Source organism: Paenibacillus sp. NPDC058071, from assembly GCF_042885235.1.
In the GTDB taxonomy this organism is placed as follows: domain Bacteria; phylum Bacillota; class Bacilli; order Paenibacillales; family Paenibacillaceae; genus Pristimantibacillus.
The window spans coordinates 67,587-86,758 of sequence record NZ_JBHVSK010000018.1 but is presented as its reverse complement, the minus strand read 5'-3'; the positions used below and the strand labels follow the sequence as shown (position 1 = coordinate 86,758).

General features: G+C 42.7%; 16 protein-coding genes. All 16 read left to right on the top strand.

Annotated features, from left to right (window positions below; translation table 11 throughout):
• Nucleotides 1-43 precede the first annotated feature (43 nt).
• The 16 genes from ACFVTB_RS22960 to ACFVTB_RS22885 all read left to right on the top strand — a co-directional run bounded on the left by ACFVTB_RS22960 (nucleotide 44) and on the right by ACFVTB_RS22885 (nucleotide 19,100).
• Nucleotides 44-1,978, top strand: coding sequence for a beta-L-arabinofuranosidase domain-containing protein (locus ACFVTB_RS22960; RefSeq protein WP_387754534.1), 1,935 nt, complete (start codon nucleotides 44-46; stop codon nucleotides 1,976-1,978).
• A 160-nt stretch (nucleotides 1,979-2,138) separates the two neighbouring features.
• Nucleotides 2,139-3,464 carry an extracellular solute-binding protein gene (locus ACFVTB_RS22955; protein WP_387754532.1) on the top strand — a complete coding sequence of 442 codons (1,326 nt, stop codon included), beginning with the start codon at nucleotides 2,139-2,141 and terminating at the stop codon, nucleotides 3,462-3,464.
• 74 nt (nucleotides 3,465-3,538) lie between these two features.
• The gene (locus ACFVTB_RS22950; RefSeq protein ID WP_387754529.1) at nucleotides 3,539-4,471 is read left to right on the top strand and encodes a carbohydrate ABC transporter permease; all 933 of its coding nucleotides are present in this window, start codon (nucleotides 3,539-3,541) and stop codon (nucleotides 4,469-4,471) included.
• Nucleotides 4,471-5,298: a carbohydrate ABC transporter permease gene (locus tag ACFVTB_RS22945; protein ID WP_387754526.1), complete on the top strand. Its 828-nt coding sequence runs from the start codon at nucleotides 4,471-4,473 to the stop codon at nucleotides 5,296-5,298. Before ACFVTB_RS22950 ends, ACFVTB_RS22945 begins: the two co-directional genes overlap by 1 nt.
• A gap of 52 nt (nucleotides 5,299-5,350) precedes the next feature.
• Nucleotides 5,351-6,820: an arylsulfatase gene (locus ACFVTB_RS22940; protein ID WP_387754523.1), complete on the top strand. Its 1,470-nt coding sequence runs from the start codon at nucleotides 5,351-5,353 to the stop codon at nucleotides 6,818-6,820.
• Nucleotides 6,821-6,950: 130 nt separating this feature from the next.
• Nucleotides 6,951-7,907 carry a formylglycine-generating enzyme family protein gene (locus tag ACFVTB_RS22935; RefSeq protein WP_387754521.1) on the top strand — a complete coding sequence of 319 codons (957 nt, stop codon included), beginning with the start codon at nucleotides 6,951-6,953 and terminating at the stop codon, nucleotides 7,905-7,907.
• 146 nt (nucleotides 7,908-8,053) lie between these two features.
• Nucleotides 8,054-9,721, top strand: coding sequence for a discoidin domain-containing protein (locus tag ACFVTB_RS22930; protein WP_387754589.1), 1,668 nt, complete (start codon nucleotides 8,054-8,056; stop codon nucleotides 9,719-9,721).
• Between the two features lie 342 nt (nucleotides 9,722-10,063).
• Complete coding sequence (locus ACFVTB_RS22925) at nucleotides 10,064-10,438, top strand: hypothetical protein (RefSeq protein WP_387754518.1); 375 nt, start codon at nucleotides 10,064-10,066, stop codon at nucleotides 10,436-10,438.
• A gap of 457 nt (nucleotides 10,439-10,895) precedes the next feature.
• Nucleotides 10,896-11,903 (top strand): LacI family DNA-binding transcriptional regulator, encoded by a 1,008-nt coding sequence (locus tag ACFVTB_RS22920; RefSeq protein WP_387754515.1) that lies wholly within the window; start codon nucleotides 10,896-10,898, stop codon nucleotides 11,901-11,903.
• A 69-nt stretch (nucleotides 11,904-11,972) separates the two neighbouring features.
• Entirely contained in the window at nucleotides 11,973-13,271 is a 1,299-nt protein-coding gene (locus ACFVTB_RS22915; RefSeq protein ID WP_387754512.1) for an ABC transporter substrate-binding protein, read from the top strand.
• 19 nt (nucleotides 13,272-13,290) lie between these two features.
• Nucleotides 13,291-14,211 (top strand): carbohydrate ABC transporter permease, encoded by a 921-nt coding sequence (locus ACFVTB_RS22910; RefSeq protein WP_387754509.1) that lies wholly within the window; start codon nucleotides 13,291-13,293, stop codon nucleotides 14,209-14,211.
• A complete protein-coding gene (locus ACFVTB_RS22905) occupies nucleotides 14,208-15,041 on the top strand; it encodes a carbohydrate ABC transporter permease (RefSeq protein ID WP_387754506.1) in 834 nt (277 codons plus the stop codon). The genes ACFVTB_RS22910 and ACFVTB_RS22905 overlap by 4 nt, the downstream gene beginning before the upstream one ends.
• A gap of 5 nt (nucleotides 15,042-15,046) precedes the next feature.
• Nucleotides 15,047-16,624 (top strand): glycoside hydrolase family 43 protein, encoded by a 1,578-nt coding sequence (locus ACFVTB_RS22900; RefSeq protein ID WP_387754503.1) that lies wholly within the window; start codon nucleotides 15,047-15,049, stop codon nucleotides 16,622-16,624.
• 14 nt (nucleotides 16,625-16,638) lie between these two features.
• Nucleotides 16,639-17,625: a glycosyl hydrolase gene (locus tag ACFVTB_RS22895; RefSeq protein WP_387754500.1), complete on the top strand. Its 987-nt coding sequence runs from the start codon at nucleotides 16,639-16,641 to the stop codon at nucleotides 17,623-17,625.
• Nucleotides 17,626-17,696: 71 nt separating this feature from the next.
• The gene (locus tag ACFVTB_RS22890; protein ID WP_387754497.1) at nucleotides 17,697-18,065 is read left to right on the top strand and encodes a hypothetical protein; all 369 of its coding nucleotides are present in this window, start codon (nucleotides 17,697-17,699) and stop codon (nucleotides 18,063-18,065) included.
• A 102-nt stretch (nucleotides 18,066-18,167) separates the two neighbouring features.
• Nucleotides 18,168-19,100, top strand: a complete 933-nt coding sequence (locus ACFVTB_RS22885) for a hypothetical protein (RefSeq protein WP_387754494.1) — start codon at nucleotides 18,168-18,170, stop codon at nucleotides 19,098-19,100.
• Nucleotides 19,101-19,172 lie beyond the last annotated feature (72 nt).

Here is a 19,172-nt window from a genome sequence, read left to right as displayed (position 1 = left end):
ATCTGTTGCTTATTTTCTTCAATATCGGGAGGCTGCAACCACTATGAGTTCTATTCACGAGGTGCCACGATCTTATTTTAATACATTAAATGTAGGGGAAATTAAACCTAAAGGCTGGATTTTACAACAAATGGAACAGGATTTGGGAGAAGGCATCGCTGGACATTTGCCTCAACTGACTTCCTCTATCAATCCTAAAATATTTAAGGAAGAACGGGTAGATAGTTTTGAAGTTACACCGTCTGGCATGGTGCAAGACACACCTAGAACCTGGTGGAGCGGTGAGCAAACTGCTTTTTGGATGGATGGTTATGTACGGATGGCATATTTGACTGGGAGCGAGAAGGACATTCGCATCGCGGACAATTATATGAAGGAGATACTGCATACTCAGGATGAGGATGGCTACATTGGTATATACACGAATTTAACTCGATTTAAACATAAAAAAGAGAATGGCGAATTTTGGACTCAAAGTCGTATATTTATGGTTATGCTTGCTTACTATGAGCTGACTGGGAAAACAGAGTATTTGGATGCTGTTGTGAAAGCGATGCGCTTAACAATGCAATATTATGGACCCGACAATAAAAATTCTTATTTTAATAATGAGGAGCCGGCAGGAGGAACGGGACATGGTCTTATGCTGGTTGAGGTTCTAGAGTGGCTCTACAGGATTACGGGGGAAGAGGATTTTCTGACATTTGGGCTGTGGTGCTACGAGGATTACTGCTCGGCAAAAAAGATTCGTGATACTGATAATCAGCTAGACAATTTATTGGATCTAGAAAAGCCGTTCATGTGGCATGCCCCGCATACTACTGAGCATTTGAAAATTCCAATTTGGTTGTATTATGCAACGGGGGATCCTTTACTTAAAGAGGCTGGTGAGAACGCTTATACGAAAATCAAACGCTATTTGGTTCCGAGCGGTGCTTGTATAGGGGATGAGAATATTATTGGCCGCGATCCAGACCCTTCATTGCCTTACGAGTATTGTGGTATTACTGAACTAATGATCAGCCTGTATGCCGCACTTCAAAAAACGGGAAATACAGAATGGGGAGAGCGAATTGAAAGACTTGCCTTCAATGCTGCACAAGGTGCAAGGCTTCCAGATGGCAAAGCCATTTCATATTTGAGTAAGGATAACCGCGCAAGTGCAACAACAGAGGAAACTAGTTCGGGAAATCCGAAAGAAAAGCTAGCGAAGTTCCAGTATTCACCTACACATGAAAAGGGAGCCCTTTGCTGTGCTGGAAATTCAGTTAAGCTGATGCCTTATTATGTGAACCAGATGTGGATGCGAGTGGGTGAAGGGGAGAAAGCGGGCTTGGCTATGGTTTCTTATGGCCCAAGTTGTATTAGCACTATAGTCCAAAATGTGACAATTGAGATTGAATCTATAACGTCTTATCCATTCGACGAAAGCTTCCTATTCCATATTCGTCCAGCACAAGATCTGATATGTCCGCTATATTTCCGTATTCCAGCATGGTCGACTGCTTATGAAGTCCATTGCGAAGAAGCAAAAATCACAGAGCAGGATGGATATCTAGTTGTAGTTAAAAGTTGGAAAAGTGATGATCAGATACGTCTTCTATTTCAGACTGATATCATTTCAACCTATGCGGCGAATGGTGAGGCGGCGCTTAATAGAGGTCCGTTACTTTATGCTCTGCCAATCTCAGAGCAGCGAATCACTACTCATTCTTATGAGGGAACAGATTTTGTTGATTTTGATGCAATTCCTATTCATGAAAACCCCGGTCATATGGACTGGATGCTGGATGGAACTAAAAAAAACTTTGGTTTTACTTTTGAAAACATTTCCTTAATAACGAGATGGGAAAAACCCTCGAATCAGTTGAATGGACAATTGCTTGATCAAGACGGAGTATCCCACCCAGTCACATTAGTACCAATAGGAGCCACTGTTCTTCGTAAGGTAACGTTCCCGATCTTTATTCGTCAATAGAATACAAATGAATGGCAAGGAGATACATATCTTCGTTTAACGTGAAAGGGTAAGATGAAATCACAGTAAAACGGTTGGGTATTGAATAGCCGAGATCAATGGTACGAACCGTCCAACTTAAAATGGAATGAGCAGGAGGATTTATATGAAAAGAAACGTTTTGATTTCCGTTATTGTCTTGCTTTTATCGCTCTCTTTAGCGGCATGTGGCAGCTCCAACACCACGAATGAAGCATCATCCCCACCGCCATCGGGTTCGGGCGCTGCCTCCGAGGACGCGAACACATCTCCTGAACAAATAGGAAAGCCTGTTACACTCGAGTACTTCACAATGCAACAAATTACGGCCGATCAAAAGAAATTCATCAATGATGCGCTTCAAAAAGATCAGCCCAATATTACGGTACAATTCAAGCATGTCAGCGATAATTACCTCGTCGCTCTGAAGTCGAGAATTGCTGCCGGGGATGCTCCTGATCTGTTCGATGGAAACGGATACGTAGCAAATGGAGATTTTGTTGAACCGGGTTATGTTCTTGACCTCACAGATTCGGGAATCATCGATGGAATATTGCCTCAATTCCAAGATGCGGGTAAATACCAAGGTCAAGTATACGGAATTCCTACTCTTGCCCAAGGAAAGGGGATGATCTACAACAAGACTGTCTTCGAGAAAGCGGGCATTACTACACCTCCTAAGACTTTGGATGAACTCACGCTAGCTATCGAAAAACTGAAAGCCATCGGCGTAATTCCGATAGCGACTGGATTCAAGGACGTGTGGGTAAGCCACCAAATGTTCTGGGACGTTCTCGCGCCGAACGCGAACGCGGGTGACTTCGTTCAATGGTATGCCGACATGACTTCGGGTAAAGCCTCTTTCTCCGACAATAAAGGACTGGAGCAATCGATGCAACTTATCGATATCGTGAAGAGCAATACATTTGACCGTCCATTGACGAGCGATATCAATAATTTGGCCAACAATATCGCAACAGACAAAGCCGGTATCGCCTTTCAAGGAGATTGGACATATTCGAACAATATCGTAAATATGAATCCGGATGCGAAGGTAGGCTTGGCTCCTATCCCGGTTTCCAATAATCCGGATGACGCCGTAATGCTCTACTCGGCACAAGGAATCGCGTTTGTGTCCAAGGATACGAAACATCCGGAAGAAGCGAAAGCTTTCTTGAAATGGATGACTACCCAAGCTGGCGCTCAGGTGTATACGGAAGTTCTTAACCAGGCTTCTCCGGTAAAAACAGATGTGGAATTGAATGTAACTAATCCACTTAGTATTGACGCCAATTCTTATGTTCAAAACGGTGGTAAAACGGTAGGCTTCATTAAAACGTACTGGCCAACCGGTTTCCAAGACACGGTAGGTAAGGAAATACAAAGGTATGTTTCGGGAGAGATCGATAAGAAACAATTTTTTAAACTGCTGGATGACAAATGGAAAGAGCTAACAGCCGTTAAATAACTAATATAATCGGGCGATAACCTCTGAACGTCAGGTTATCGCCCGATTGTCATTTATGAGAGAGGAGTCGGCTTATGTCGTTAGTCAATCAAACTATCGTTCAACAACAAGCGATGCCGAAATCGGATATCAGGGGAAAATGGCGTTCATGGCTGTCATATTGGATTTTTCTATCACCATTCACCGTTATGTTCCTGATGTTCTTTTTTATTCCCTTAATAAAAGGGGGATGGATGTCGTTTACGGATTCCACGATGGACCCGAGTGCAAGCTTTATCGGGATCAAAAATTACATCGATATATTCACAAATGATTCTAACTTCTTTCATTCGTTATGGATTACAATCTTGTTCACTTTTCCAAACGTCCTGTTATCCAATTTAATCGCCATATTGCTAGCTCTTGCCGTGGAATCGGTTCAATCGAAATTAAAGAATGTGTTCCGTACACTGTTTTTCCTCCCCTATATTTTTGCGTTAGTCGTCGTTGGGTTTACCTGGAAATTTATCTTTATTGACGCACTGCCCGATTTAGCGGAGAAACTACATTTGCCATTCCTGAATATAGATTTTCTGGGTGTTGCGAGTAATGCGATCTATGCCATTATCATTATGAATGTTTGGTACACCTTGGGATACTTCATGGTTATCTATGTGGCAGGTTTGCAAGGCTTAGACAAATCTATTCTAGAATCCGCCCGAATGGACGGAGCGACCGGCCTTACATTATTCATAAAAATAATCTTACCATTGCTCATGCCCGCGGTAACGATTTGCGTTTTTACGGGGTGCATGTCATCATTCAAAATTTTTGATGCTGTATTCGTCTTAACGGGCGGCGGGCCTGGATATGCGACCGATTTATTGTCTCTGAACATTTATACCAATGCCTTCGGTGAATTTAAGTACGGATATGGCATGGCTAAAGCTGTAACCATGGCGCTGGTACTCTTTGCCGTTGGTTTCATCCAACTGAAATTTTTCAAAGAGAGAGAAGTTGAAGCCTGATGGAGATTAACCGTAAATCAAGCAGTTGGTTAACCGTCGGATTATTGATTATCGTCATTTTGTACCTTTATCCGCTCTTTGTGACCGTCATGAATTCCTTCAAGACTTACGGCGAGATGTTCGATTCTTTCATTTCCTTGCCTTCCAAACTCAACTTCGATAATTACTCGAAGGCTTTGGAGACCTTGGATTACGCCACTTCCTTAAAGAATAGCGTGCTGCTCACGGGCATAACGGTAATCGGCATTCTGATTACTGCTTCGCTGGCGGGTTATAAGCTCAGCCGGGTGAAATCGAAATTCAATAGATTTATGTATACTTTGTTTATTTTGCCCTACTTGATTCCGTTTTTCGCTTATATGATTCCGGTCGTTCAGATGGCCAACCAATTCAACCTAAACAATAGCATCATAGGCGTTTCCCTCATTAATATCGGTACATCGGGGTCATTCGCCCTTCTTATGTTCCATGGATTTGTCAAGTCGGTACCAAGGGAACTGGATGAAGCAGGATATATCGATGGGTGTTCGGAAATGGACGTTTTCTTCAGGATTATCGTACCGTTAATGAAACCGATCATAAGCACTGTCGCGATCGTCTACTCGTTATGGATTTGGAATGAGTTCCTCATTCCGTTCTTATTGCTTTCGAATGACAATTCGAACACTCTGATCATCAAAATGTATGAACTATTCGGAACTTACGGGAGCAAATGGGATATTATTCTGGCCAGCATGGTCTTGATTTCAATGCCTATTATCGTTCTTTATATCCTGTTTCAAAGGCAAATTATTAGCGGAATCTCTGCTGGTGCGGTAAAAGGCTAAGGAAAGAGGCCGAGCTTATAAGAATTATCGGCAATCTAAAAGGAGGGATCGCATGAAATCAAACGTTCTGTTAATTACCGTGGATCAGATGAGGGCGGATTGCCTTCATTTTCTGGGCCACCCCGTAATCGAAACGCCGAATTTAGACAATCTGGCTAGAACTGGCGTTACTTATACAAACTCTTATACGGCTACTCCATCTTGCGTTCCGGCCAGAGCGGCTATTCTGACGGGAATGAGTCAGCAAAATCATGGAAGGGTCGGATACGAGGACAAGGTGCCATGGAACTATGAACACACGATGCCCGGCGAGTTCGCCAAGGCAGGATACCATACGCAATGTGTCGGAAAGATGCACGTGTATCCGACGCGCAACCTATGCGGATTCCATAATATTGTATTGCATGACGGGTACATGCATTACAACCGAGATCGTTCTCAATCATCTGCGCTTCAGTGGTGGGATCAAACCGACGATTATCTTTCTTGGTTGAGAGAGCGGGCGGGATCACAGCATGACATTATGGATCATGGACTCGATTGTAATGCTTCGACGGTTGCAAGACCATGGCATCTGGACGAATCTCTCCATCCGACAAATTGGGCGGTTACCCAATCCATTGATTTCTTGAGACGCAGGGATCCAAGCAAGCCGTTCTTCTTATGGACATCGTTCGTTCGGCCGCACTCGCCTCTTGATCCTCCACAGGCGTTTCTTGATCTTTACGACGGAATTGATCTGCTGAAGCCGCCGATCGGCGATTGGGCTCGTACCGATGACCCGGAACGTGACGGACTTAACCCAACCACCAGAAGAGGAAACGTGCATGAACGCATGCGCCGTAAATCCATGGCGGCCTATTATGCATTGATTACCCATATTGATAACCAGATCGGCCGTTTGCTGAACGCCCTATTCCAATTCGGTGTAAGTAAGGAAACGATCATTCTTTTTACATCGGATCACGGCGACTTATTGGGAGACCATAGGTTGTACCAGAAAAGACTGCCTTATGAAGGAAGCGCTAAGGTGCCGCTCATCCTTAACGATCCGACAGGCAAGTTGAATCTCGCCCGAGGAAAGCATGTGGACAGTGTCGTAGAACTGAGAGATATCATGCCGACTTTACTGGATGCAACCGATGTTCCGATTCCAGAATCGGTTGATGGAAAGAGCATCATTTCTCTTGGGACGAGCGCAAGCACGACAGAATGGAGGGATTACATCCATGGCGAGCATGCCTATTCTGAACTTTCCTATCACTACGTAACCGATGGAAAGGTCAAATATATTTGGTATTCCCAGACAGGTGAGGAGCAATTGTTTGATCTTCAGGCGGATCCTAATGAACTGCGCAACCTTGCGATGTCTGCGGAGCAAGCGGAGGTGTTGGAATGTTGGAGAGACCGATTAATACGGGAACTCACTGGCAGAGAAGAAGGGTATACGGATGGAGTAAGTCTCATAGTGGGAAGGACACCGCAAGCTTGTCTGCAACATCTTAGGTCGAGCGTTGGGTGATATACAGCATTTCATTTTGGGTTTGCCAATCAAGCGGACAGTCTAGTGAACGGGTTTACGTTCACGTTGTTAATTATCTGCTGAGGTTGTTTGTAAGAGGATCATTCTATTCTAATGGGGGGTTAAGGAAATGAGATCAAACGAGAGCAAGGAGATTAAGTTATCTTCTTGTTGTTCTACCTCTCGGGAATCGGCAATGCTTGGGGTGAAGATAGCTGCAGATACATCGATTGCAGTCCCCAATCACGCCATACATCAGCAGCGTGAAGGTATGCTGCACCTTCATGGGGGAGCTTTTCTCATGGGTACCGACGAAAAGGAGGGTTTTCCAGAAGACGGAGAAGGGCCCGTACGAGAAACCACCGTTTCCTCCTTTTATATGAATGAGACAGCGGTTACGAATGAACGGTTCGGTCGATTTATTAAGGAGACTGGATACACCACGGATGCTGAAAAGTATGGCTGGTCTTTCGTTTTCCATCTGCTGGTTTCCTCAGAGACTGCGAAGGCGGTCAAGCATAAGGTAACCGAGACTCCGTGGTGGTATGTGGTAGAAGGCGCGAGTTGGAGGCATCCGGAAGGTCCGGATTCGTATTTGGATAATCGGTACGATCACCCCGTCGTCCATGTATCTTGGAACGATGCGATCGCATATTGCAATTGGGCTGGAAAACGGTTGCCTAAGGAAGCGGAATGGGAGTATGCAGCTCGCGGCGGACTTGTACAGAAACGATATCCTTGGGGAGACGAACTTGAGCCTAACGGAGAACATCGCTGTAATATTTGGCAAGGGCATTTTCCTTATCATAACACCGCCAAAGATGGCTATTTGGGTACGGCACCCGCTCGTTCTTATCAACCGAATGGATTCGGACTATACAACATGTCGGGAAACGTATGGGAATGGGTTGATGATGCTTTCCACTCCGGCAGTGAATTGAAATCGATGCGAGGCGGATCATACCTATGCCATAAATCCTATTGCAATCGTTATCGAGTAGCTGCACGAAGTAAAAACACTCCTGATAGTTCATCTGGAAACGTAGGATTCCGTTGTGTTGCCGATGCAGATATCGTCCATTTTTGAGACAAATAACGTCACATGTTAGAGACAAGAAAGATTAGAAAATGGATAACCGAATTACCCTTGTACATCAAGGGTTTGTTCGGTATTTCAAGCTGTGAAAGTTGAGTGTAATTTAATAAGAGGAAGAGGATGATCATTTGAAAAAGGTGCTTGTTAGTTGTCTTATAGCGTTTGCAGCATTAGGTTTCACAATCTTCGCGAGCCATAATGATACTGCAGATGCTGCGCCACCAGCTCACACGGAATGGCAATTACACGTGGAAGACAATTTTGATGGCAGCTCTATCAACTTGAATAATTGGTATCCGAAATATTTTCCAAGCTGGCATCCGTCAACCCACAATTTCTCGAATCCTTCTTATGAGGTTTCCGACGGCACGTTAAAGCTCCGTATTCCCTATAAGGGCTGGGGGAAGGATGTGACTGGCAATAATTATGTCGTAAGCGGAATTGTGTCTGCGAACCAAGACTGGCTGCCGTGGGGTACAGGAAGAGGATTTACAACAAGGAATATGACTCCGGATCATAGCGAGAAAGCGGGAAGCTATGCACCGCTATATGGATACTATGAAATCAGGGCCCGGGCTAATATCGGCGGAGGAGACCATATTGCCTGGTGGATAACAGGTATGCAGGATGACTTCAATGTAAGTACGAAGAAGACGAATCAAAACGGTGAAGTAGACATTTTCGAAATACTCGGGAGAAACGGTGGAGAGTACCAGATCAATACACACAAGTGGGATGATCCGGGAATGCAAAGTATGTTTAGCAACGTTACACCTACAGGATTTAATGTAGGTGATTGGCATGTTTATGGCTTTGAATGGCTGCCCGGATCAATGAAAATGTATTTGGATGGGGTAGTGATAAAGCAATTTAATTTTTCTCCATCTTATCGAAGTGTAATGCTTCTTAGTATGTATGAATCGGAAGATAATTCATACTGGACTGGACCTTACGATCCGAGTACAACGTATCCTAAATACTTTGAAATTGATTATTACAAACACTATAAGCTTCCGGCCGACTATATCAATATTGCCTTAAATAAGACTACGTCGGCTATAAGTCAAAATAGCCATACCTCAGCCATGGCTGCTGATGAAAATACTGGAACATGGTGGTCTGCAGGCAACGGAAATGCGAATAATTGGTGGAAAGTAGACCTAGGCCAGGACTACGATTTAACCGGGAGCGAGATTGTTTTCCTGAACGATACGTATGCATGGAAGTACAAGGTTGAGATCTCGCAAGACAACACCAATTGGACAACGGTATGGGATAGTACAGCCAATACAAGCACCGCACAAACACAGACACACAGCTACAAGGCTGCAGCAAGATATTTGAGAGTAATGGTTACCCAAACACCCACATCTTTATGGACTGCTTTCAGTGAGTTCAGAGTGTTCGGGAGCCCCGTAAATATTGCAAAAAACAAATTTACAACAGCCATTAGTCAAAATGCGAACACCTCAGACAGGGTCGTGGACGGCAATGCGGGGACATGGTGGTCTGCGGGCAACGGAAACCCCAATAACTGGTGGAAGGTTGATCTCGGGAGCAACTATAATTTAACAGGAAGTCAAATCCAATTTCTCGATAATGACCGACTTTGGAAATATAAAATAGAAGTATCCGCTGACGATGTCAACTGGACAACGGTTGCAGACAAAACTGAGAACACGAGCCAGGCTCAGGTACAGACGCACAATTATTCGGCAACTGGAAGGTATCTAAAAGTAACCGTAACAGAAACTCCTCTGGGAGCTTGGACTGCTTTCAGCGAGTTCAGAGTGTTCGGAAACTGATATTTGCTGTCATTCGCATGCCGGAATGCATTAATTTTTCGGGAGTTATCTACAAGCAATTCATCCAAAACAAGGTTCATTCATGCGGCGATCGCGATCTGGTACTCAACCGGTGAGCGGTCGTCGATTTTTTTTTGGTACGCTAACCCGTTGATTGTTGCCTTCGAGCCTTCATCCTTCACTTGACCGAAGCATGCATTCATTGACGATTTTGATTTTTCAGGAAGCCCGGAATACGCGATAGATTTCGGAAAAGAGAGAATTGAACAATGGACCAGGCTGCATAGCGAGGTAAGTCAATTTACGTATCTCAAAGGCATTTGGACGCTGGAGGACGGATGCTTGAGCGGGAGCTGTGCGGACTTTGGCGAAGCATATACCGGTAGTTATGATTGGAATGATTATTCCTTTACGGCGACGGTGATTCCGCAATTAGGGAGTTACCATCGGATAAACTTCAGGGTGCAGGGAGCGATAAGGTCCTATGCCTTAGGCCTTGCCGATGGAAACACGCTGGTTCTGTACAAGAATGAGAACGGATACAGGCAACTGTATACGGTGGATTTCCCATGGGAGCTTAACCAGGAGTATACGTTTGAAGTTACGGTAAGAGCAGCAACGATATCTGTCATGCATGAAAATACGCTCATCATAGAGTACCGAGATGAAGAACGTCCCTATCTGCACGGACAAATCGGTGCTTCTGTCATCCAATGAAGCCATTGCCACTATAAGGATTTTAAAATAGGCATATAAAGAATACTAATTCAAGCTTATTTAGCAGCAATGCAGTATAAGCTATTCGCACAATGAGAGATTTTATTAAAAGACTAGGGAGCAACTATTGGATGCATCGCAGACCGATCATATTAATAATCAATTAGAACTCCAAATCTTGATGCGCAGTCTATTGTACATCGTCTAGTTACCAGGTGTTAATAGCAACGTTTCAACCGAGTGTCCTAGTGAGTTTGTCTATATGGGGGGAATTCGAATTGAAGATATTATACGGGGAAACAGACTCTTGATTGATAAAAAAGAAAGGGTTTACAAAAGTAAATAAACGATGTATATTGTGATAAGCAAGGCTACTGGTAATTTTTATTCATATTTAGAAATTCTTTAATATTCAATTTCGAAATCGATTTCGATTTATCTCTGGGGGGGAATTCGTATGATAACAATTTATGATATTTCAAAAGCATGTGGATTTTCTCCGACAACAGTATCTAAGGCACTAAATGGATATCCTGATGTTAAAGAGAAGACAAGAAGACTCATCAAACAAACTGCTAAGGAGATGGGCTACTATCCAAATTCTCAAGCTAAAGCGTTAATCAAAAGAAAAGCATGGAACATCGGTGTTTTATTTCAAGATGGTGAGAACATAGGAATAACACATCCGCTGTTTGCAGAAATTTTGGAGAGTTTCAAAAAAGTCGCTGAATCGAAAGGCTATGATGTGACTTTCATTTCAAACAAGATTGGTGATTTAAAGCTATCTTATCTGGGTCACTGCAAGTACAGACAAGTGGACGGGGTGGTCATTGCTTGTACTGATTTTTATAGTGATGAAATTAATGAATTGCTAGATAGCGATCTGCCGATCGTAGCGATTGATTATTCGGATGATAGGGTGAGTTGTGTAACGACAGATAGTGTCACGGGGATGACTCTTTTGTATAACTATCTGTATGAATTGGGACATCGGGATATTATCTATTTGCACGGTGAATTGACCTATATCACATTTGATAGAATTAATGCCTTAAAAAAAGCGGCAGAGAAAAAGGGGGAAAGCTTCAATGATGATCAATTATTAGAAGCTAAGTATTACTCTGTAAAGACAGGTTACAGAATCATGATGGAACTGCTACAGCGTGATAAGAGACCAACAGCAGTAATGGTCTGCGATGATTTCACAGCATTAGGAGCAATTAATGCTGCTGTAGACAGCGGGCTGAGGATACCAGAGGATATTTCAATCGTAGGTTATGATGGAATACAAATCTCTCAATTATTAAGACCGAAGATCACAACAATTAAACAAGATGCGGAGAGAATGGGAGAACTGGCTGCTGAAAAATTGGTCCGTTTAATTGAACAAGAGGGTGAAATGAAGGAAACCTTGAACATGATTCCTAGTATTATCATAGGAGATAGTTGCAAGATTAAGGAGTAAAATCCTTTATACTAAAAATCGAAATCGATTTCGATTTTCAAAAACTATTATTTTGGGGGGCATTTTGTTATGAAAAGAACAAAAAAGTTGAGTCTTCTTATTTTAGTTTTGGCAATGCTGGTATCGATTTTTACAGGCTGCAGTAACAAAAAGGATGAGAAAAAAGAACTGGTCGTTTGGACGTTCACAGACGAAATTGAAAAGATTGTAAACAACTACTATATGAAAGATCATCCGGATCTTCCTTATGATATTGTTGTTCGAGTTATTCCGAACGAGCAATATCAGACAAAGCTTGATCCTGTGTTCAGTACAGGCAAAGGTGCTCCTGATGTGTTTGCTCTTGAAGGCGCTTACGCAAAGAAATATTTAGACTCTGGTTACCTTGCAAGTCTAGCGGCGGATGGGCTGAATATTGAAGGAAAGCTTATTGAAGAACAATATCCTTATGTTCTGGACATGATGAGGGGCAAGGACGGTGTTCTTAGAGGAGCTACCTTCCAGGCTACTCCTGGAGCGTTCTATTACAGAAGGAGCTTGGCAGAACAATACTTGGGGACTTCGGACCCGGCACAGGTACAACAGTATGTAAAGAATTTCAGTACTTTTATTGCTACTGGCGAACAATTAAATAAACAATCCAACGGAAAAGTGAAAATTGTCTCCTCCTTCTCTGATCTATACAAAGTGTTCTATGCAGCCAGAACTAGCCCTTGGATCGTTGATAACAAGCTGATTATTGATTCGAAAATAGATGAATTAATGGAGACAACTAAGATATTGCAAGAGAAAAAATTAACGAACGAAACAGTCGAATGGTCTGAAGGATGGTTTGCAGACATGTCCGGTGATTCTGCTTTCGGTTATTTTCTTCCGACATGGGGTCTTAGCTATGTTTTGAAGCCAAATGCTAAAAAGGCTGATGGCTCTACAACATCTGAGAATGATTGGGCAGTAACCCAAGGACCTGCACCTTATTTTAGCGGTGGAACATGGCTTAGTGTGTATGATAAGTCCAATATGAAAGAAGAAGCAAAGGCGCTGGTAGAATATATCACTAGCAATGAAGATTTCTTGAAGAGTTGGGCAAAAGACACCGGTGATTTCCTGTCAAATAAGAAGGTGGTAGAACAAATCAAGGGTGATTTCAAAGAAGACTTTCTTGGCGGACAAAATCACTATGAGCTCTTCGCGAGTCATGCAGGTGATATTGATGCATCAATCGTTACCGGTGATGATGGAACGATAGGTGGGCTATTATCTGAACAGGTAATCGCTTACGCACTGGGAGAAAAACAGAAAGAGCAGGCGATTGAAGATTTCAAATTAGCGGTTAAAAACGCATTTCCACATTATCAAGTGGAGTAGCGTTAGGAGGTGAAAGTTCATGAAGTCGCGAAGTTCAAAGCTTAATTATGATCGATACGGCTATTTCTTCATCGCACCTTTCTTTATCGTGTTTCTTGTATTTGGATTGTATTCAATGGTTTACACGTTTAATTTGAGCTTTACAGATTTGAAGGGCTGGAACACAGATTACAATTATGTTGGTTTCAAAAACTTCGTGGATTTATTTCATAATCCATTGTTTATTAAGTCATTCTTTAACACCTTCATTATTTGGATTATGAATTTTGTACCTCAAATTACATTAGCCATTGTTTTGGCGGCGATATTTACGAATCCTCGACTGAGGCTTAGAGGGCAGGGCGTATTCAAAGTGCTTTTCTACCTGCCCAATATCATTACCGCTGCGTCAGTGTCTGTACTGTTCTACGTATTATTTAATCATCCTACTGGTCCAATCAATCAATTGCTTGTGAGCTTTGGCATACTGGAGGAGCCTTATAACTTCTTTAGAGATAAGCTGGGGTCTCGCTCCATTGTAGCCTTCATTCAATTTTGGATGTGGTATGGAAGCAATATGTTGATTCTGATTGCTGCGATGCTTGGCATTAGTCCCTCTCTTTATGAGTCGGCAATGGTAGACGGTGCGTCAAATACAAAAATCTTCTTCAAGATAACCTTGCCGTTAATCAAACCGATCTTATTGTACAACTTGATTACCTCGTTAATTGGAGGTACACAAATGTTTGATATACCGTTCCTATTGCTAGGAGGAGCTCCGGACTATAGCACAGAGACTATAGCTATGTTTATTTATAAACAAGCATTTACAGGCTCTAACAACTATTACATTGCTTCTGCTGCCTCTGTTGTTCTATTCCTTGTCGTAATTCTGTTAAGCGCAATTATCTTCAAGTTCTTTCACATGGAACCCGAGAGAAAAAGGAAGGGCGTCAAATGAACATTAACCTGACCACGCGAAGCCTGTTCATTTACCTGTTGTGTTTGGTGCTTTGCGCCGCAAGCATATTGCCATTCTGGATCATGATTGTCAACGCAACCCGATCAACGGAGCAAATTCAGCAATCTTTTTCTTTAATCCCTAGCCACTTCCTATTATCGAATTGGGATGTGCTGGTCGGTAAAGGCTTTAATGTGATTACTGGGTTTTTAAACAGTGCATTTATTGCTTTCTCTAGCGCATTATTAACGATTTATTTCTCCGCGATGACTGCATACGGATTTGTCACCTATCGTTTCAAAGGAAATCGTTTTTTGTTCGGGGTTGTTCTCGGGATCATCATGATTCCCGGGCAGCTGGGGATGATCGGTTTCTACCAGTTTATGCTCAGATTGAATTTGACGGATAGCTTTATTCCACTCATTGTACCTGCTATCTCTACAGCAACAGCTGTATTCTTTTTCAAGCAGTACTTGGATGCAACCTTACAACCGGAGATCATTCAAGCCGCAAGAATTGATGGTGCATCGGAATTGGCTATCTTCCATCGAATCAATCTTCCTTTAATGAAGCCGGCGCTTGCTACAATCGCTATATTTAGCGTGGTCGGTTCTTGGAATAACTATCTTATGCCATTGATCTTGATTAACACGCAAGAAAAATATACCTTGCCGATGATGGTTCAACTATTAAAAACAGACATCTATCGAACGGAACTAGGAAGCATGTATCTTGGAATTATGCTGACGGTATTGCCTTTGCTAATCGTATACTTCAGCTTGTCTAAATATATAATATCCGGTGTTGCTTTAGGTGGAGTGAAGGAGTAGACAACATGCTTAAAATAACTAACCCCATATTACGCGGCTTTAATCCAGACCCCTCTTTTTTGCTAGTTGAAGATACGTACTACATTGCAACCTCTACTTTTGAGTGGTTTCCTGGTGTACAGATTCATGCATCCACAGATTTAGTGAATTGGGAAGTCGTTGCAAGACCGTTAAATCGACTGGCTCATTTGGATATGAGGGGGAATCCGGCATCGGGAGGAATTTGGGCGCCATGCTTATCTTATGCCAATGGTAAATTTTATTTGATCTATACAGATGTAAAGGCATGGGGCAGCCATCCTTTTAAGGATACGCATAATTATCTTGTTACTTCTGAGAGTATAGAGGGGCCGTGGAGTGCCCCTGTTTATTTGAATAGCAGTGGATTTGACCCTTCCCTTTTCCACGATAAAGATGGTAAAAAGTGGCTTTTAAATATGGAATGGGACTATAGATATGTAGGCGGAGATCAATTTACGGGCATTTTGTTGCAAGAATACTGCGAAAGAGAGCAGAAACTAGTAGGACCTATTCATAAAATATTTAAAGGTTCTGAGCTGAGTCTGGTGGAAGGACCTCATATTTACAAAGTGGAGGATTATTATTATTTGTTTACTGCTGAGGGGGGAACCTCCTATGATCATGCAGAAACGGTGGCACGAAGCAAGTGTCTTACCGGGCCTTATGAGATGCACCCCAACACGCATCTGATTACATCTAAAGGTTATTCAGGAAAGATTCAAAAAGCAGGACATGGCAGTCTATGTCAAGGAAAAGACGGTAAATGGTATTTTGCTCATTTATGCGGCAGGCCAGTCAATGACAGTTTACGATGTGTATTGGGACGCGAAACAAGTCTTCAAGAGGTTGTGTGGAGAGAGGGCTGGCCATACCTTGCTAATGGGACTTTATTCCCCAGTGATGAAATAGAAATTCATACAGACGCGAAGCCGTCAATCCGGAATTCGGAAATACTCTACCAATTCCATGATCATGATTATTTGAAGGATTTTCAAACCTTAAGAATTCCGCTTGGTGCTGAAATTATGAATATTACGGAGAGACCGGGGTATTTGCGATTACATGGCAGGGAATCAGTTGTTTCCATGCATACCCAAAGTATGGTCTGCAGAAGACAGGACACATTCGTATTTCAGGCCGAGACCAAGCTTGAATTCCATCCGACAAGCTTTCAACACAAGGCTGGACTCATTTATCGATATAACGAAGATAATCTTTATTACCTGTATGTAACCTATGATGAACAGGCTTCTAGCAAGGTACTCCATGTACTGTCGATAGACAATGGGAGTTATCGTGCATTAACCCCGGAGCATTCCGTTCATCTCAATTCCGATATCTATCTCCGACTTGAAGTCAATTATGAATCCGGACAGTTCTATTATTCGAGCGATTCAACGAATTGGAATAAGGTAGGGGAGAAATTCGATACTACAATTCTTTCAGATGAGTATGCGAATCCAATGGGATTTACAGGGGCATTCGTCGGAATGTGCTGTCAGGACCTGAACAATCATACGATCTATGCTGACTTTGAGTACTTTAAGTACAGTGGTGATTAAGGAGGGGGAATGACATGATAAGACAATCAAGCTTACTGATTATACTTGCACTTATGCTCATAGTAACTGCATGTTCAAACCATTCTAAAAGTCTGACTAACTACAAGACCTCAGACGACTTGAAACGATTGGAACCAGTAGGCGAAAAGGTACTCCATGGTGCAGGTCAAGACATGGGAGCTTTTGCCGAGTACAACATGGCCATGGGGGATGATATTAAGCCGATCATTAGTATGTATTACATAGGACTAAAGGATAAATTAGACAACTTTTTCAAAGGTGTCCAGAGCGATTTATATGATTATGGCGATGATGTTATTCCGCAGATTGGTTTATATATGACGATGGATGGCCACCCTGAGAAGGCTTTTGATCATGAGGTCGCGGAAGGTAAGATTGACTATAACATAGAGATACTCGTAAATGAGCTAAAGGCGCTGAACAGGCCAGTATTTCTGCGAATTGGCTATGAGTTTAATGGCGAGTGGAATGGCTACAAACCGGAATCCTACAAGCAGGCGTTCATCCGAATTACGAAAGCCATCAGAGAAGCAGGGCTGGATCAGGTAGCGACGGTATGGACCTATTCGCCAGATGCGAATAACAAAGACTTTATGTCTTTTTATCCAGGAGATGAATATGTCGACTGGTGGGGAGTTGATATTTTTGAAATTCATAAAACGACTCAGCAGGATACCATCGACTATATGAACGAGGCTAAAAAACGGGGTTATCCGGTAATGATAGGCGAGGTTACCCCAAGATTTGTGGGAGTTACAGATGGTATGGAAAGCTGGGACAACTTCTTTAAGCCATTCTTCGAATGGGTAGATGCCCATAAGGAGATTAAAGCAATCTGTTATATCAATTGGCAATGGAGTAAGTACCCCAACTGGAGTAACTGGGGAGATGCTCGATTGCAAACAAATGAGATCGTCCTGAACAATTACATTAAGGAAATGCAAAAGGGCCAATATATCCATTCTAAAGGAAAACAGTAATCTAAAATCATTGACAGGAGTTTTACTCTGCTTACACCATTGGTACTGTACCACAAAAGCGTTTGGAGCCGGTGGGCGACAAGGTGCTGCATGGTCCAGGTCAAGATACGGAAGCATTTGCCGAGTATAACATGGCCATGGGGGATGATGTTAAGCCTATCATCAGTATGTATTACGTAGGACTGAAGGATAATCTGGAGCACTTCTTCGAGTGGCTCCAGATTGACTTAAATAAATATGGCGACGATGTTATTCCACAGATTGGATTATACATGACTATGAAAGGTCACCCGGAAGAGGCTTATGAACAAGAAGTTGCAGAGGGTGTGGCGGATTCTAACATCGCAGTTTTAGTGAATAAATTGAAAGCGCTTAACAAACCAGTATTTCTGCGAATTGGCTATGAATTTAATGGCGACCTATTCACCAGATGCGATTAACAAGGAATTCATGTCCTTTTATCCAGGACATGAATATGTCGATTGGTGAGGTTACCCCAAGATTTGTTGGAGTCAGGAGAATGAATGAAGGAGTTTTATTCTATGAAAAAATTACTATCTTTGATTGTGATATCGTTATTGTCTTTGGGCCTGAGTATGAATAGTTTTGCTGCTGCTGAAAGCGTGAATGGATTTATTCCGCATGACAAGGGAGGATTCTTGAACGGAACTTATATTGAACAGCGTGTAGAACAAGCAGGGGATACCGCGGTCAAGGTCACTGGCAAAGGAGGCCTGAGCTGGCCGGATACCGGTAATATGCCGGAGCCTTCTGCAGTTGGGGTTAAGAGTGTTCAGAAATATGATCTGAATGACTTAAAATGGAAGTTCGCTATTGATTCACCTATGGAATATGCAAGTGATCGCTGGATTGTTGTCTCTTTTGCTGATCAACCTAGATTGTTCAACAACTGGGATGGTCAAGATCCAGTGAAAGCAGGCTTCATTCTCTTCTTCTACAATCAGGAAAGCCACACTCTCCAGATTATGCCGCATACGCATGCTGCGCCAGGAGACTGGACTTTCATTGGCAATGCTGAGATTTCATATGACATTGGAGACGAGTTAAAGTTTGAATTTACAAAAGCCGACACGGGGTATGAGCTCAGTCTGAATGGTCAAAAGCTTGTGTTCAATCATGATGAACAAGAGATTACTACGATCAACTGGAACACGTTTTTAACGAACGATGCAGCTTATATTGTAACTGGAGCGAATATCGGAAATCCTGACAGCACTCTCTATAAAGATGAGTTTTCTTACACAATTGGATCGCAGGCAGTTGCTGTAGTTGAGCAGCCAGAAGCAAGTACTGCCAGTAATACAGAAGATGCTGGATTGGAAGACCCAACAAAGCCTTTAAATATGGAGGACGATAGCAGCAGTGGTTCTAGCAGCTGGCTGATCTACGCTGGAGCTGCAATCGTTTTGTTGTTAGTCGCAGCAGCTTTTATAGTAAGGAAAAAGAGAACTTAGGATGTTAATGGAGCGGGTTTGGGGCGCGTGCGATGGATAGAACATGCTCCAAGTGCTAGCCATGGATTTAGA

Coding starts and splice junctions, on each gene's coding strand:
- ACFVTB_RS22960 (WP_387754534.1), top strand. CDS start 44: ATGAGTTCTATTCACGAGGTGCCACGATCTTATTTTAATACATTAAAT.
- ACFVTB_RS22950 (WP_387754529.1), top strand. CDS start 3,539: ATGTCGTTAGTCAATCAAACTATCGTTCAACAACAAGCGATGCCGAAA.
- ACFVTB_RS22945 (WP_387754526.1), top strand. CDS start 4,471: ATGGAGATTAACCGTAAATCAAGCAGTTGGTTAACCGTCGGATTATTG.
- ACFVTB_RS22940 (WP_387754523.1), top strand. CDS start 5,351: ATGAAATCAAACGTTCTGTTAATTACCGTGGATCAGATGAGGGCGGAT.
- ACFVTB_RS22935 (WP_387754521.1), top strand. CDS start 6,951: ATGAGATCAAACGAGAGCAAGGAGATTAAGTTATCTTCTTGTTGTTCT.
- ACFVTB_RS22920 (WP_387754515.1), top strand. CDS start 10,896: ATGATAACAATTTATGATATTTCAAAAGCATGTGGATTTTCTCCGACA.
- ACFVTB_RS22915 (WP_387754512.1), top strand. CDS start 11,973: ATGAAAAGAACAAAAAAGTTGAGTCTTCTTATTTTAGTTTTGGCAATG.
- ACFVTB_RS22910 (WP_387754509.1), top strand. CDS start 13,291: ATGAAGTCGCGAAGTTCAAAGCTTAATTATGATCGATACGGCTATTTC.
- ACFVTB_RS22905 (WP_387754506.1), top strand. CDS start 14,208: ATGAACATTAACCTGACCACGCGAAGCCTGTTCATTTACCTGTTGTGT.
- ACFVTB_RS22900 (WP_387754503.1), top strand. CDS start 15,047: ATGCTTAAAATAACTAACCCCATATTACGCGGCTTTAATCCAGACCCC.
- ACFVTB_RS22895 (WP_387754500.1), top strand. CDS start 16,639: ATGATAAGACAATCAAGCTTACTGATTATACTTGCACTTATGCTCATA.
- ACFVTB_RS22885 (WP_387754494.1), top strand. CDS start 18,168: ATGAAAAAATTACTATCTTTGATTGTGATATCGTTATTGTCTTTGGGC.